This window comes from Actinomadura verrucosospora, from assembly GCF_039540335.1.
GTDB classification, from domain to species: Bacteria; Actinomycetota; Actinomycetes; order Streptosporangiales; family Streptosporangiaceae; genus Spirillospora; species Spirillospora verrucosospora.
In genome coordinates, this window is sequence record NZ_BAABEV010000019.1 from 14,620 (window position 1) to 29,564 (window position 14,945).

15 protein-coding genes are annotated in these 14,945 nt (G+C 73.8%); 3 read left to right on the forward strand and 12 right to left on the reverse strand.

What is annotated here, in order from left to right:
* Nucleotides 1–252: 252 nt before the first annotated feature.
* The 8 genes from pheT to infC all read right to left on the reverse strand — a co-directional run bounded on the left by pheT (nucleotide 253) and on the right by infC (nucleotide 8,287).
* Entirely contained in the window at nucleotides 253–2,733 is a 2,481-nt protein-coding gene (gene pheT / locus ABD944_RS21165) for a phenylalanine--tRNA ligase subunit beta (protein ID WP_345179007.1), read from the reverse strand.
* On the reverse strand, nucleotides 2,733–3,842 hold the full coding sequence (gene pheS / locus ABD944_RS21170) for a phenylalanine--tRNA ligase subunit alpha (RefSeq protein ID WP_345179009.1): 1,110 nt from the start codon (nucleotides 3,840–3,842) through the stop codon (nucleotides 2,733–2,735). The genes pheT and pheS overlap by 1 nt, the downstream gene beginning before the upstream one ends.
* Before the next feature lie 132 nt (nucleotides 3,843–3,974).
* Entirely contained in the window at nucleotides 3,975–5,063 is a 1,089-nt protein-coding gene (locus tag ABD944_RS21175; protein WP_345179010.1) for a sensor histidine kinase, read from the reverse strand.
* A gap of 189 nt (nucleotides 5,064–5,252) precedes the next feature.
* The gene (locus ABD944_RS21180; protein ID WP_345179011.1) at nucleotides 5,253–5,768 is read right to left on the reverse strand and encodes an STAS domain-containing protein; all 516 of its coding nucleotides are present in this window, start codon (nucleotides 5,766–5,768) and stop codon (nucleotides 5,253–5,255) included.
* A gap of 272 nt (nucleotides 5,769–6,040) precedes the next feature.
* Complete coding sequence (locus tag ABD944_RS21185) at nucleotides 6,041–6,880, reverse strand: TrmH family RNA methyltransferase (protein WP_345179014.1); 840 nt, start codon at nucleotides 6,878–6,880, stop codon at nucleotides 6,041–6,043.
* Nucleotides 6,881–6,914: 34 nt separating this feature from the next.
* Nucleotides 6,915–7,292 (reverse strand): 50S ribosomal protein L20, encoded by a 378-nt coding sequence (gene rplT / locus ABD944_RS21190; RefSeq protein ID WP_173393368.1) that lies wholly within the window; start codon nucleotides 7,290–7,292, stop codon nucleotides 6,915–6,917.
* A gap of 69 nt (nucleotides 7,293–7,361) precedes the next feature.
* Nucleotides 7,362–7,556, reverse strand: coding sequence for a 50S ribosomal protein L35 (gene rpmI, locus ABD944_RS21195; protein ID WP_067468638.1), 195 nt, complete (start codon nucleotides 7,554–7,556; stop codon nucleotides 7,362–7,364).
* 182 nt (nucleotides 7,557–7,738) lie between these two features.
* Nucleotides 7,739–8,287: a translation initiation factor IF-3 gene (gene infC, locus ABD944_RS21200; protein ID WP_089316320.1), complete on the reverse strand. Its 549-nt coding sequence runs from the start codon at nucleotides 8,285–8,287 to the stop codon at nucleotides 7,739–7,741.
* A gap of 516 nt (nucleotides 8,288–8,803) precedes the next feature.
* On the opposite strand from infC, the gene ABD944_RS21205 reads away from it, so the two are divergent.
* Together ABD944_RS21205 and ABD944_RS21210 are read left to right on the forward strand one after the other, a co-directional pair.
* Entirely contained in the window at nucleotides 8,804–9,295 is a 492-nt protein-coding gene (locus tag ABD944_RS21205; protein WP_345179018.1) for an NUDIX domain-containing protein, read from the forward strand.
* Between the two features lie 7 nt (nucleotides 9,296–9,302).
* Entirely contained in the window at nucleotides 9,303–10,244 is a 942-nt protein-coding gene (locus ABD944_RS21210; protein ID WP_345179021.1) for a carbohydrate kinase family protein, read from the forward strand.
* Here ABD944_RS21210 and ABD944_RS21215 read toward each other — a convergent pair.
* Nucleotides 10,220–10,918 (reverse strand): HIT family protein, encoded by a 699-nt coding sequence (locus ABD944_RS21215; protein WP_345179023.1) that lies wholly within the window; start codon nucleotides 10,916–10,918, stop codon nucleotides 10,220–10,222. The two genes, ABD944_RS21210 and ABD944_RS21215, sit on opposite strands and share 25 nt — an antisense overlap.
* A gap of 152 nt (nucleotides 10,919–11,070) precedes the next feature.
* Between ABD944_RS21215 and ABD944_RS21220 the strand changes: the two genes are divergently transcribed.
* On the forward strand, nucleotides 11,071–12,459 hold the full coding sequence (locus ABD944_RS21220) for a prenyltransferase/squalene oxidase repeat-containing protein (protein ID WP_345179025.1): 1,389 nt from the start codon (nucleotides 11,071–11,073) through the stop codon (nucleotides 12,457–12,459).
* Nucleotides 12,460–12,465: 6 nt separating this feature from the next.
* Here ABD944_RS21220 and ABD944_RS21225 read toward each other — a convergent pair whose 3' ends face one another.
* From ABD944_RS21225 to ruvX, 3 genes are read right to left on the reverse strand one after another with little or no spacing between them, the layout of a single operon-like run.
* Nucleotides 12,466–13,323, reverse strand: a complete 858-nt coding sequence (locus ABD944_RS21225; RefSeq protein ID WP_345179028.1) for a shikimate dehydrogenase — start codon at nucleotides 13,321–13,323, stop codon at nucleotides 12,466–12,468.
* Nucleotides 13,296–14,456 (reverse strand): endolytic transglycosylase MltG, encoded by a 1,161-nt coding sequence (gene mltG / locus ABD944_RS21230; protein WP_345179029.1) that lies wholly within the window; start codon nucleotides 14,454–14,456, stop codon nucleotides 13,296–13,298. Before mltG ends, ABD944_RS21225 begins: the two co-directional genes overlap by 28 nt.
* A complete protein-coding gene (gene ruvX / locus ABD944_RS21235) occupies nucleotides 14,453–14,911 on the reverse strand; it encodes a Holliday junction resolvase RuvX (RefSeq protein ID WP_345179030.1) in 459 nt (152 codons plus the stop codon). The genes mltG and ruvX overlap by 4 nt, the downstream gene beginning before the upstream one ends.
* Nucleotides 14,912–14,945: the final 34 nt, after the last annotated feature.

The window sequence follows — 14,945 nt, forward strand, 5'->3', positions numbered from 1 at the left end:
GCGGGCATGAGAAAGCCCGGCGGGTAAGAGTCCGCACTGAGGTCACGTGCGCGGGCCGGAGAACGGCCACTGCGCGGTGTCGGACCTCAGATCCTCAATGGACTCCCCTACCGGGCGGCGATGTGACGCGGTCGAGAATACCCGACGACCTATCGCAACACAAGTAGCGTTAGGAATCGGCCCGTCCACCGTGGCCGGGACGCGCGCGTGCCCCGGACCCCTCGCGGGGATCCGGGGCACGCCCGCATACCGTCAGGCGCCGCGCAGGACGGCTCCGGTCCGCTCGGACGCGGCGGCCACGGCGGAGTCGCGGGCCTGCGACGCCTCCTCGGCCGTGAGCGTCCGGTCCGGGGCGCGGAACCGCAGCGAGTACGCCAGCGACTTGCGTCCCTCGCCCACCTGCTCGCCCGTGTAGACGTCGAACAGCCGGATCGCCTCCAGGAGCCCGCCCGCGCCTTCGCGCAGGGCCGCCTCGACCTCCGCGGCCGGGACGCCGGAGTCCACGACCAGCGCGACGTCCTGCACCGCGACCGGGTACGACGACACGTGCGGCGCGCGGACGCTCACCGGCTCGCCCAGGCGGCGCAGCTCCAGCTCCATCGCGCACGACCGCGCGGGCAGCCCGTACGCCTTCGTGACGCGCGGGTGCAGCTCGCCGGCGTGCCCGACCAGGGTGTCGCCCACGTACAGCGCGGCGCAGCGGCCCGGATGCCAGGGCGCGTGCTGGTCGGCCTTCACCGTCAGCTCGACGCCGACCTCGCGGGCCACCGTGCGGGCGGCCTCGACCGCGTCGGCCCACAGCGCCGGACGGCCCTCGCCCCACCAGCCCGACGGCTCGCGGTCGCCCGCCAGCACGGCCGCGACCCGGTACGGCTGGTCCGGCAGCGCGGCCTCCAGCGCGGCGACCTCCTCGGCCGTCGGGCCGCGGTCCACGGCGAGCCGCGGCGCCCGCTCCGGTGCGTCCGGGCGCGGCCGGAACACCATGCCGACCTCGAACAGCGCGACGTCGCCGAAGCCGCGTCCCACGTTGAGCGCGAGCGCCTTGAGCAGGCCCGGCAGCAGCGTGGTGCGCAGCAGCGGCTCCTCCTCCGACATCGGGTTCGCGAGCCGCAGCGTCCGCCGCCGCGCGTCGTCCTCGGGGAGCTGGAGGCCGTCCAGGTCCTTGTCGGCGACGAACGGGAAGGCGAGCGCCTCCACGTACCCGGCGCCGGCGAGCGCGCGGCCGACCCGGCGGCGCAGCCGCTGCTCGGCGGTCAGGCCCTTGCCCGCCGCCGGACGCGGCGCCCGGGCCGGGATGTTCTCGTACCCCTCCAGGCGGAGGACCTCCTCGGCGAGGTCGTTGGGCGCGGTGAGGTCGGGGCGCCAGGACGGCGGCGTCACCGTCAGCACGTCGTCGCCGGTCACCGTGCAGCCGACCTGCTCCAGGCGCCGGACGACCGTGTCCCTGCCGTAGACCACGCCCGCGACCCGGTCGGGATGCCCCGCGGGCATCGTCACCACGGCCCGCTCCACCGGCGCCTCTGCGTGCGTGACGCCGGGCACGATCTTCGCGCCGCCCAGCTCGGCGAGCATCCGCACCGCCCGGTACGAGGCGTACAGCGGAAGCTCGCGGTCGACGCCGCGCTCGAACCGGTGGGACGCCTCGCTGTGCAGCCGGTGCCGGCGGCTCATCCGCGCGGTCCCCATGGCGTCGAAGTGCGCGGCCTCGACGACCATGTCGCTCGACCGCTCGTCGATCTCGGTGGCGAGCCCGCCCATCGTGCCGGCCATCGAGATCGGCCCCGACGCGTCGGTGATGAGGATGTCGTCGGGGTCGAGGGTCCGCTTGACGTGGTCCAGCGTCTCCAGCCGCTCGCCGGGCTCGGCGCGCCGCACGACGATCGGGCCGGTCAGCTTGTTCCGGTCGAACGCGTGCAGCGGCTGCCCGAGCTCCAGCATCAGGTAGTTGGTGATGTCGACCGCCAGCGACACCGGCCGCATCCCCGCGCGGTGCAGGCGCACCTGCATCCACATCGGGGTCCGCGCGTCCGGGTCGAAGCCGCTCACCTCGCGCAGGACGAACCGGTCGCACACCGCCGGGTCGCCGATGCTCGCCGGGTAGCTCGGGCCCTCGTCCCCTTCCGGCAGCGCCACGTCCGCCGGGTCCCTGAACGGGACGCCGTAGGCGATGGCGGCCTCGCGGGCGATGCCGCGGATGGACAGGGCGTAGCCGCGGTCGGGCGTCACGGCGATGTCGAGGACGTCGTCGCGCAGCCCGAGCATCTCGATCGCGTCCGCGCCGACGGGGGCGTCCGGCGGCAGGACGAGGATGCCGCCGTGGTCGTCGCCGATCCCGAGCTCGGTCACCGAGCAGATCATGCCCGCCGACATCCGGCCGTAGGTCTTGCGGGCGCCGATCTCGAACCCGCCGGGCAGCACGCCGCCCGGAAGGACGACCACGACGCGGTCGCCGACCGCGAAGTTGCTGGCGCCGCAGACGATGCTCTGCGGCTCCCCCGTGCCGTTGGCGTCGCCGACGTTCACCTGGCAGTGGCGGATCGGCTTCTTGAAGCCGGTCAGCTCCTCGATCTCCAGGACCTCGCCGACCACCAGGGGGCCGGCGATGTCGGCGCCGGCCGACTCGACCGTCTCGACCTCCAGGCCCGCGGCGATCAGCTCGGCGGCCAGCGCGCGGCCCGTGACGTCGGCCGGGAGCTCGACGTACTCGCGCAGCCAGGAAAGCGGGGCCCGCATCAGATCTCCGTCCCGAACGGGAGGGTGAACCGGACGTCGCCCTCCACCATGTCGTACATGTCTTCCACACCGTGCCGGAACATCAGCGTCCGCTCGACGCCCAGCCCGAACGCCCAGCCGCTGTAGCGGTCGGGGTCGACCCCGCAGGCCACCAGCACCCGCGGGTTGACCATGCCGCAGCCGCCGAGCTCGATCCAGCCCTCCGAACCGCAGGTGCGGCACGGGTCGCCGCCCGGCTCCGCGGACGCGCCCCGGCACACGAAGCACTGCATGTCCACCTCGGCGGACGGCTCGGTGAACGGGAAGTACGACGGCCTGAACCGCGTCCTCAGCCCCTCGCCGAACATGCCGGAGACGAACGCGTCGATGCCGCCCCGCAGGTCGGCCATCGTCAGCCCCTCGTCGACCGCCAGGCCCTCCAGCTGGTGGAACACCGGGCTGTGCGTGGCGTCCAGCTCGTCGGTGCGGAACGTGCGGCCGGGCGCCACCACGTACACCGGCAGCGGCCGCGACAGCAGCGACCGGATCTGCATCGGCGAGGTGTGGGTGCGCATCACCAGCCCGGAGTCCTCCGACTCGACGAAGAAGGTGTCCTGCATGGTGCGGGCAGGGTGGTCGGGCAGGAAGTTCAGGGCGTCGAAGTTGAACCACTCCGCCTCGACCTCGGGCCCCTCGGAGACCTCGAAGCCCATCGAGACGAAGACGTCGGCCATCCGCTCCTGCAACGTGGTCAGCGGGTGGCGGGCTCCGCGCGGCGCGCGGTCCCACGGGAGGGTGACGTCGACGGTCTCCTCGACGAGGACGCGGCGGTCGCGCTCGTCCTCCAGCTCCGCCTGGCGCTCCTTGAGCGCTTTCGCCACCGCGCCCCGGGCCGCGCCGATGCGCTTTCCGGCCTCGGCGCGGGCCGCGGGCGGCAGCGCGCCGATCTCGCGGTTGGCCAGGGCCAGCGGCGAACGGTCGCCGGCGTGCGCCAGCCGGACCTGCTTCAGGGCGTCGAGGTCGGCGGCCGCGGCGATCGCAGCGAGCGCCTCGGCGCGGGCCCGCTCCAGCTCCTCGGGCTGCAGCGCGGACACCTCGACGGGGTCATAGGAATTGTTGGGTGCAGACATGTGGTGTGATCGACTCCGGTCGGCGTGGGACGCCCGCAGTCTAGTGCGCGGGCGGAGAACATCCGGAAAGCGTGCGCGTGACGCGCTGGCCCGACCAGGGGCCCGTTGCCGTGCCGCCGCGTGGACCGCGGTTCAGCCGGCGTAGTCGGGGGCCCCTGCGGGCACGGTAAATCGGAACTCGGCGCCGCCGCCGGGCGCCCGCCGCACAGTGATCACACCGCCGTGCGCCTCGACCAGCCCCTTGACGATGTAGAGCCCGAGCCCGGTACCGCCGCGGCGGCTGCCGCCGGGGCCGCGCCAGAACTGCCGGAAGACGCGCTGGACGGCCTCGGGCGGAATGCCCTCGCCCTCGTCGCGCACCGACACGGCCGCCCCCTCCTTATGCGCGTCCGGCTCCACCACAATGGTGACAGTACCCGCTCCGTGGCGCACCGCGTTTTCGACGAGGTTGCCGAGGATCTGATCCACCTTGTCGGGATCGAGCCACATCTCGGGCAGCTCGCCGCGCGTCTCGAAGCGGAAGCGGTCCTCCGGCTCCCCGGCCGCGACGCGGCCCGCGATGACCTTGCGGACCTCCTCGGGCAGGTCGACGACCTGGCGGCGCATCTCCAGCCGGCCCGACTCGATGCGGGACACGTCCAGCAGCTCGGTGATCAGCCGGGTGACCCGGTCGGCGTCGGCGTTGACGGTCTCCAGCATCACCCGCTTCTGGTCGTCGTTGAAGCGGTGCCACTTGGCCAGCAGCGTCGCGGTGAACCCCTTGACGCTGGTGAGCGGTGAGCGCAGCTCGTGGGCGACGGTGGAGACGAGGTCGGCGCGGTCGCGCTCCTGCCGGGCGCGGTGCAGGGCGTCGCGCAGGCACACGGTGAACCGTTCCACGCGGCGTTCGGCGTCGCGCCGGTACGCCGCGGTCACCAGCACCTCGGTACCGCCGGGAAGGAACAGCACCCGCTCGGGATGGCGGGTCCGCGTGGACAGGCCGTCGTAGGGGGCCAGGCACTTCCACCAGTCACGGCCCTCGGCGTCGTGCAGCGGCAGGACGTCGCGGAAGTCGCGGCCCACGGCCGACCCCACGGGGATCCCCGTGATCCGCGCGGCGGCGGCGTTGAACACGATCACGCGGGCGTCCCGGCCGGCGACCATCAGCCCGTCGGGCAGGTCGTCCGGGCGGCCCTCCTCGGGGCCCGGCCCGGACCCCGCCTCGGGTCCGCGCGCGGCCACGAGAGGGGACTCCTCTCCGCCCACAGCGGCCTCCAGAACACCGATGGGGAACGCGGCCTGTCGGAAAGAGACTCTAGCCGGAGTCGGGCCCCTAACGGGACCCGGAAACCGCCTCGCGGCAAGGCATGTGTAGCCTCCGTGCAGGGTGTCGCCGTCTTCCGCGGAGGGCCGGAACAGCGGTTCGCGCCCTTATCCGGACCTCGTGGGCGAGTCCTGGGCGGACAGCGCGGCCTCGACATCGCGGTGGATCGCGAACAGCCGGTGCAGGCCAGTGATCATCAGTAGCCGCAGCTGGGCGGGCCGCACCCCGGCGAGCGCGATCTCGCCGCCGTCGGCGGAGATCTGGTTGTGCGCGGCGACCAGCGCCCCGAGCCCGGCCGCGTCGCAGAACGGAACGGCGGTGAAGTCGGCCACCAGACGGCGCGGCCCCGCGCCGGGCAGCCGCCCGTGCATCTCGACGAGCCGGTCGCGCAGCGGCCCGGCGGTGCGCAGGTCGATCTCCCCGGCCACCGCGACGACGGCCGTGCGGGCCCCGACCCTGGTGGTCTCGATGCGCAGCCCGTCGCCGGCGTGCGCGCAGGAGACGTCGGGGGCGGCCCCCGAAAAGGCGTCCGGGACGGCGGAGGCCCGGACCGCACCGGCCCGGCACCGCACCTCCGGGGGGCGTCGGCCCGCCCTTCCGGCCCGCCTGCTCTCCTCGGTCATCACGCTCGCCCCCACTCTGTGCGGCCTCGTCGCCGCCCTGGTCAACCCACTGATCAACACGTTAGGCGCGGTACCGCGACGGCGTGATCCCCCGCCGGTCGCGGTTCCCGCTCCTACCCGCGGACGAGCCCCGCGCGGCGGCAGGCCCCCCTGCCCCGCGTCCACGTGGGGACCATCTTCCCAGCTCACCCGTCACGGGGCGGCGCCAATGGCGACCGCATGCGGCCATTCGATCACGGAATGCAGTGAAAACACCGGGACCGCGCCGCGCCTCACGTACCGCTCGGGCGCTCTCCCTGGGAGCCGCGCTGCGCCCGGGCCGACGCATAGAGGCATACGGCGGCGGCCGTCGCCAGGTTCAGGCTCTCGGCCCGCCCGTAGATGGGCACGCGGACGACCTCGTCCACATGCCGCAGGATCTCCTCGGGCAGCCCCCACGCCTCGTTCCCGAACACCCAGGCGGTGGGGCGCGCGAGCACGCCCTCGTCGATCGCCTCGTCGAGGGTGCGGTCGCCCGCGCCGTCGGCGGCGAGGACGGTCAGCCCCGCGCCCTTCAGCTCCGGGATCAGCGCGTCGAACCGGGGGCCGACGACGACCGGCAGGTGGAACAGGCTGCCCGCGGAGGCGCGGACGCACTTGCCGTTGTAAGGGTCGACGGACGCGTCGGTGAACACGACCGTCTCCGAGCCCGCCGCGTCGGCGGTGCGCAGGACGGTTCCCGCGTTGCCTGGGTCGCGGACGTGCGCCAGCACGGTCACCAGCCGTGGACCGTTCTCCAGCGCCCGGTCCAGCGGGACGTCGACGAACTCGCAGACCGCCAGCAGCCCCTGCGGGGTGACGGTCTGGGCCAGTTCGGCCATGATCTCGCCGCTGACGCGCAGCACCGGCGCGCCGGCGCGCTCGGCGGCGAGCACCAGCTCCGGGTGGCGAGCCTCCGCCTCGGCCGTGGTGAACAGCTCGGCGAGGCCGCCGGGGATCTGCAGCGCCTCCCGCACCGCCTGCGGCCCCTCGGCGAGGAACCGGTTCTCGCGGCGCCGGAAGGCGCGCTTGGCGAGCCGACGAGCGGCCTTCACCCGTGGTGATCGGAGAGAGGTCAGCTCGCGGCCCGCCATGTCGCTGTGATCGCCCGTGTGCCGGTCACCCGGCTCAGGCCGCCTCCGAACCCTCGGCCGGCAGCGCGTCCTTGGCGATCTTCACCAGGGCGGCGAAAGCCGGGGCGTCGTTGACGGCGAGCTCGGCGAGCATGCGCCGGTCGACCTCGACCTCGGCGGCCTTGAGGCCCTGGATGAACCGGTTGTAGGTGATGCCGTTGGCGCGGGCCGCGGCGTTGATCCGCTGGATCCACAGCCGGCGGAACTGGCCCTTGCGGTCCTTGCGGTCCCGGAAGGCGTAGGTCATCGAGTGGAGCTGCTGCTCCTTGGCCTTGCGGTACAGGCGCGAACGCTGCCCGCGGTAGCCGCTCGACCGCTCCAGGACGACCCGACGCTTCTTGGCGGCGTTGACCGCCCGCTTCACGCGTGCCACGTGCTGACTCCTTCGTGGGGGCCGGGGCCGTGCTGGCCTCGGCCGGTCGGCGATGTTCCTGGTCGAGTGCTACTTGCGCAGCAGCTTCTTGATGTTCTTGGCGTCGGCGTCGGCCACCACGGCGGGGCCGGACAGCCGGCGCGTCCGCTTGGTCGGCTTGTGCTCGAGCAGGTGGTTCTTGTTGGCGCGGCGGCGCATCACCTTGCCGGAGCCGGTCAGCTTGAAGCGCTTCTTGGCACCGCTGTGGGTCTTGGTCTTCGGCATGGTCGCCGTCGTCTCCCTCTTTCCGGCCTCCGTGCCCACCGGCACGGAGGCGCGCCTGATCGGCGCACCGCACGGCGATCCGTGGACGCGCCAGGTCAGGCTTCAATGTACGTACGCCGCGAACTTCGCTCAGCCGCGAGATCGCGATGGGGACCGCCGCGAGGCCGGTCCCGGAACGGCCGTCAGACGGTCGTCTCCGACTCCTGCCCGCGGGCCGTCTTCTTCTTGTGCGGACCGAGCACCATGATCATGTTTCGGCCGTCCTGCTTGGGCCGCGACTCGACGAAGCCGAGCTCCTCGACATCGTCGGCGAGCCGCTGCAGCAGCCGGAAACCGAGCTCGGGACGGGACTGCTCACGACCACGGAACATGATCGTGACCTTCACCTTGTCCCCGGCCTTCAGGAACCGCACCACGTGACCCTTCTTGGTCTCGTAGTCGTGCGGGTCGATCTTCGGGCGGAGCTTGATCTCCTTGATGACCGTGTGCGCCTGGTTCTTCCGCGCCTCACGCGCCTTCATCGCGGACTCGTACTTGAACTTGCCGTAGTCCATGAGCTTCGCGACGGGCGGACGCGCGGTGGGCGCCACCTCGACGAGGTCGAGGTCCGACTCACGCGCGAGTTCAAGGGCCTTGGCGATGGGCACGATGCCCACCTGTTCGCCGTTCGGGCCGACGAGCCGGACCTCGGGCACGCGAATGCGGTCGTTGATACGCGGTTCGGCGCTGATGGGACCTCCTAGGGGCCGTTCTCAGGTTCATTGGACCGGTCGTACCCCGAGGCTTCCACGAGAAAAGCCCCGCACGACTCACGCACGGGGCCACCTTCGGTCTCCCGGGACGGACATGCCGCCCGGGAACGACGACGGGACGGGCTGAACGCCCGTTCGCCGGACCGAGACCCACCGGCCTTTCAGCCGGTCAGGTGGGAGGTGGCCTCCGCTTGAGCGCCCGGCACGCGCCACCGTATGGTCGCGCGCACAAGGCCGGTCGACCACCAAGAATACCACCCGGTGGGACCGGGTGCGTCATGCCGGACGATCATTCGCCGCATACCGGACGAGAGCCCGGATGAGGGTACGCCGTCCAATACAACAGGCCGCGACGCGGTGTGATTCCCGGTGCCCTCGTGCCCCCGGAGGAGTGAGATTGTTCTGGCCGGGCGGGCGTCTCGGCGGGCGGGCCGCCGATTGTTACGGTGGAGCCGAGACGGCCCGGTGGGGCCGGCACCAGGGAGGACTCCCGCGATGCCCTCGGTCGACGCCGGCGCAGCCGGCCCGCTCACCGCCGCGCCGCCGGCCCGGCTCCAGTTCGCACAGAAGGCCTTCATCGTCTCGGGCGGGCGGCTGCTGCTCGTCCGCAAGGCCGCCTCCGACCCGTTCCACCCCGGCTGCTGGGAGGTGCCCGGCGGGCGGCTGGAGGAGGAGGCCGACCTCGATCTCGACGACCACATCCGCCGCGAGGTCTGGGAGGAGGTCGGGCTGAAGATCGACCCGGGACCGCCGTTCCATCTGTGGCAGTGGTTCATGCCCGACCGCGAGACTCCCGGCGGGCAGATCCGGGTGGTCGCGGCCGCGCGCCGCTGCCGGCCCGTGACCCTGGACGCGACCCTGGAGAACCAGGACGTCAGCGACCACCTGGACCGGTGCGCCTGGGTGCCGCTCCGCGAGCTCGGCGGGTACGACCTCATTCCGAGCCTGCGCCCGGTGATGCGGGCCTTCCTGGTCCCCGTCGGCTGACCGGGTGATGGCGCCGTTCCGATCGCCCCTCGAATGGCCGGGCCTCGACGGCGCCGCCGAGCGCCGCTTCTCGCTCTTCGTCATCGGGGACGCGGGGGTCGAGGTGCGCGCGAGCCTGCCGGGCGTCCGCTTCGCCGAACTCGACGCCGACCGGCTCTGCTACGCGCCCGCCCGGGTGCTGACCGCGGGGACGGCGGTCAACCTCGCCCGCTGCGCGGTGCGCTACTTCCGCCGGGTCGGCGTGCTGGCCAAGGTCGGCGACGACGACTACACGGAGGCGATCCGCCGCGAACTGCACCGGATCGGCGCGGCCCACCGCCTGGTCGTCGAGCCCGGCGTCCCGAACGGCGTGTCGGTCATGCTGCGCGCCGGCGCCGCGGACGGCGGCGGGCCCGGCGTCCGGCTGCTGGTCGTCCAGGACGAGCCGCCCGCCCGGCGGCTCTCCGCGGCGGACGTGCGCGCGGCGGCGGCCGGGATCGAGGACGCCGACGTGCTCGCCGTCGACGGATACTCGCTGCTGGCCCCCGGCTCCCGGGAGGCGCTCCACGAGGCGGTGCGCACGGCCCGCGCGGCGGGCACGCGGGTGGCGTTCGACGTCGTCCCCCACGACATCGACGCGCGGCTCCCGGCGTCCTGCGTGCTGCCGGTCCTGCGCCGGGCGGACCTCGTCGTCTCCGAGGCGCACACCCTCGCGCGCCTGCTCGGGCACCCTCCGCCCGAAGGCGGCCGGGAACCCCGGGATCTGCTGCCGGTCCTCGACCGCGCCGTTCCCGGCGCTCCCCTGTGGCTGCTGCGGTTCGGCCCGACCTCCCTCGAACGGGTGCTCGTCCACCAGCGGGGACGGCCGCCGGTGGCGTACTCCACCGGCTACGACCCTGGGGCGGCGCGGGCGGGGTACGGGGACCGGCTGACCTCGTGCGAGCTCTACTGGTGGCTGTCGGGAGGCTGACCCGTGCCCGGCGAAGAGGCCGCCGCCCGCATCGCCCGCAGCGTGCGCAGGAAACGCCGCCTGCTCGCGGGCAGCCCGAAGCTCTCCTGCCAGCGCCAGGTCCGGCCCGGGCCGGCCGCCGCCACGGCCCAGCGCAGGAACTGGCTCCGCACGCCGTCGCCCGCGTGGACGGTCGCGACGCCGTCCTCCTCGATCAGCAGGTAGGAGCGGCCGGCGCGGTAGCAGTCCCGGAGGGCCGCGTGGTCCGCCGGAACGCCGGGGCGCCCCTCCCGCTCCACGATCGCCCGCACGCCCGTCGTGCCGGGGACGAAATGCCAGTGCGCGTGGTCGATGCACGCGCCGCCGCCCTGGGAGCTCGCCGGTCCGTGCTCGAACAGCAGCAGCCCACCGGACCCGTACGCCTCCAGGTAGAGGCGGGCCACGCGGTCGCGCCACCGCAGGGCGCCCTCCCACATCGGCCGGGAGAAGTCCCCGGCGCACTGGTGGTGCTCGCGCGTCACCAGCAGGAGGTGGCCCTCGGCGAGCGGCGCGACGTCCGGGATGAGGAAGAAGTCGCGGTCGCCGGCGATGACGCCCGACTCGCCGGGCAGGCCGACCATGCCGTTGAAGCGGAATCTCAGCGGGGGGCACAGGACGCAGTCGTCGGTCTCGTCCCGGAGGGTCTGTTCGGCCAAGCCACCTCCAGCTTCGCGGAACGCGGGAGCGGTCTGCCTCCAGCGTGCCCGGCGCAGCACCCCGGTGCTCGCTGCGGCGGCGGATACAGACGCGGAACCCGCGAGGTACAAACCCTGGCCCGCCGGGAACAACAAGAGCAGAAGGCCAGAACGTGAACCAGACACCTCCGCTCCCGTCCCCGGCGCCCCCCGCGCCCCGCGCAGTCCGCTCCGCCGCCCGGCGGCGACGCGCGGACGTCCCGGTCATCGACATGGCCGTCCTCGACACCCGGCTGAACGAGTCGCTGGACGTCCTGCGCGACACCTACGCCCCCGCGCTCGGCGCCGGCGGGGGCTGGTACCACGAGCTCGCACGGCCGGAGCCCGGCACCACCGCCACCGCCCTCGGGCTGATGGCGTTCGCCGAGGCGGGGCGGGCGTTCGAGCACTTCGACGACGGCCTGGAACTCCTCGCCGCCCGGCAGACCCGCTCCGACGACCCGCTGCGCGACGGCGGCTGGGCCACCAAGACCAGCCTCGGCATGCCGGTGGTCGAGGCCACCGGCTGGATCGCGCGCTTCCTCGCCCGCGCCCGCTGCGGCCTGCGCGAGGACGCCCCCGACCTGGACCGCGCCTACCGGTGGCTGCTGTACAACCAGAACCCCGACGGCGGCTGGGGCTCGCTGCACGGCTGCCCGTCCCGGGTGTGGCTGACGTGCCTGGCGCTGCGGGCGCTCAGCCAGCTCAACCCCTACGACCCCGCCGTCGACCGCGGCGTGGAGTGGCTGACGGCCGACCGGACCGCGCACCGCCCCGCCTGGGGCCCGACGCAGGCGTCCCGGCCCACCGTCACGCACACCGCGTTCGCGCTGGTGACGCTGGCCGAGGCGCGCCCCGACCTGAGGACCGAGCGGCTGCTGGACGCCTACGACTGGCTGCTGAAGCACCTCGACCCCGACGACGACCACACGTGGATCGAGACCTACGGCGTCTCGCCGCCCACCGCGGCGGAACGCGGCACCGGACCGGAGCCGGTGTGGCGGCTCGCGCTGTGGCACTACGGCCTGCCGATCGCGCTCACCGCGCTGCTGCGGGACCCGCGCGGACCGCACGGGCCGACGGTCGCCCGCGCGTTCCGGACGCTGGTGCGCGGGGAGGTCGCCGACCCGCGCTGGAACGGCTACCCGGGCAGCGGCCGCACGTCGCTGTGGACGCTGTGGTGGAGGCTGGAGACGCTGGTCGCGCTCTCCCGGACCCCCCTCTCCCGGAACGCCGACATCCTGCACTGGCTGCCGGACGCGATGGTCGTGCAGCGCGCCCACGCCCGGGAACGCCCGCTGGCCCATCTGCTCCCGCACCGCCGCCTCGTCGACCCGGTCGGGCTGGCCCAGCGGCACTGGGCGGCGTTCCTGCTGAGCCTGGTGTGCGCGGGCAGCGCGCTCGGCGTCGCCGCGGGCGTGTGGGGCTGGAAGGACTTCTGGCTCAGCGTCATCCTGCCGATCGTCCTCACCAGCATCGACGAATCGGTCAAGCGGCGCCGCGCCCAGCGCGCCCCGCCCTGAGGCGGATCAGGCGCGGCGGGCGAGCTCCGCCTCGCCCGCGGCGCGCATCGCCTCCACCGGCACGTCGTCGCGGCCCGTCATCATGGCCACCTGCCGGACGGCCTGGTGCAGGAGCATCGCGAAGCCGCCCACGACCGTGCCGCCCGCGCGCTCGACGGCCGCCGCGAGCGCCGTCGGCCACGGTGCGTACACGACGTCGAACACGGCCGCGCCGGACTCGGCGACCGGCGCGGCGAACGCGTCGGCGGCCCGCCCGGGCAGCGTCGACACCACGAGCTCCGCCGGGAGGTGCGTCGGCGCCTCGTCGAGCTTCACGACCCGGACCGCGAGCCCGAACCGCTCCCCCACCCCGGCCGCCGCGGCGGCGCGCTCCGGCGTGCGGACCGCCAGGACGGCCTCGCGCGTGCCGAGCCCGGCGAGCGCCGCCAGCGCGGACGCGGCCGTCGCGCCGCCGCCCAGCACCAGCGCCGTGGACGGACCCTTCAGCCCCGCCTCGGCGAGCGCCGTCTCGATGCCGTACACGTCGGTGTTGTCGCCGTGCCGCCGCCCGTCCCGAAGGACGATCGTGTTGGCGCCCCCGACCTTCACCGCGAGGTCCGAGACCGTGTCCACGAGGCCGAGCGCGACGCGCTTGAGCGGCATGGTCAGCGACAGGCCCGCCCACTCGGGGCCGAGCCCGTCCAGCACCGCGGCCAGGCCGTCCTCACCGCACTCGACCGCGTCGTAGGACCAGCCGTCCAGCCCCATCGCCGCGTACGCCGCCCGGTGCAGCACCGGCGACAGCGAATGGGCGACCGGCGACCCGAGCACCGCCGCGCGGCGGCCCGTCCCGCCGGTCACTGGCCCGGGTGCGCCTTCTGCCATGCCCGGAACTCCTTCTCGATCGCCAGCCGCTCCTGCTCCGTCGTGGCGAACTTGGTGACCTTGTTCGTCGGGTCGGTGGCGATGAAGTACAGCCACGTCCCGTCCTCCGGGGCCAGCGCCGCCTCGATCGCGTCCGGGCCCGGATTGGAGATCGGGCCGGGCGGCAGACCCGCGTGCAGGTAGGTGTTGTAGGGCGAGTCGGTCTGCAGGTCCTTCTCGGTGACGGTGAGCCGCCGCTCGTTCAGCGCGTACAGCACCGTCGTGTCGAACTGCAGCTTCATGCCCTTCTCCACCCGGTTGTAGATGACCCGGGAGATCTTCGGCAGGTCGCTGGGCTTGCCGCCCTCGGCCTGGACCAGGCTGGCGAGCGTCATGACCGTGGCCGGGTTCATGTGCGCCTTGCGCGCTTCGGCGACGAGGTCGACGCTGGCGGCCTCCTTGTTGAAGCGCCCCACCATCTCCTTGAGGATCTGCTCCGCCGTGCCGTTCGGATCCAGGTCGTAGCGGCCCGGGTACAGGTACCCCTCGACCTTGCCCCGCGCGTAGGCGGGCAGCCCGAGGTTCTTCGGCCGCTTCGCCACCGCCTGGAACTCCTTGACGGAGATGCCGGTCTTCTTCGCCAGCAGCTCGAAGACCTCGACGGCCCGGCGGCCCTCGGGGATCACGACCTGGTTCCCGGCCCGCGACTTCGGGTCGAGCAGCAGCGCCACCGCCGCGGCCGACGACATCTGCAGCCGCATCTGGTAGAAGCCCGGCTGGATGCTGGAGGCGCGGGCCTCCTTGTTGTAGGTCTTCACGAACGCCGCAGAGCTCTTGACGACCTTGTGCTGCTCCAGCGTCGTCCCGATCACCGACCCGGTCGCGCCGTCCTTGATCTGGACGGTGACCTTGCCGGTGCCCGCGCCGTCGTAGTCCGGCGGATGCCACTTGTTGTCGAGCCACGCGTACCCGAGGACGCCGCCGGTGCCGAACACGGCCACGAGGAACGCCATCGCGAACAGCGCGGCGGCGCGCCCGCTGCGCTTGCGGCGCTTCTGGCGCTTGCGCCGCCGCCGCTGGTCCCGCCTGCCGCGGGTCTCCTCGGGCGGAGGCCCGTCGCCGTACGGGTCGGAGAAGAGGTCCAAGTCGTTCATGAGCTCCCCTGGACGATCTCGCCCGGGGGGCGTCCGGTCAACCGCTCGGCGTCGAGGGCCGCCTGGAGCAGGACCGCCGCGGCCGCCTGGTCGACGACCTTGCGCCGCGCCTGGCCGTGCACGCCGCCGGCCCGCAGGCCGCTCTCGGCGGTGACGGTGGTGAGCCGCTCGTCGTGCAGCCGCACGGTCTCCGGGGGGAGGCGGTCGGCGAGCCTGGCCGCGAACCTGCGCGCCGACTGCGCCGCCGGGCCCTCCCGGCCCGACAGCGACGTCGGCAGCCCGACGACGACCTCGATCGCCTCGTGCTCGGCGACCAGGTCGACGAGCCGGTCGACGTCGCCCTTGCCGCTCTTCACGGTCTCCAGGGGGGACGCGAGGATGCCGCCGGGATCGCACCGGGCGACCCCGACCCGAACGCTCCCCACATCCACCCCGAGCCGCACGCCCTGCCTCATCGCCTCGCCTCCGCTCGGCGGCTCGGAGCGCAAC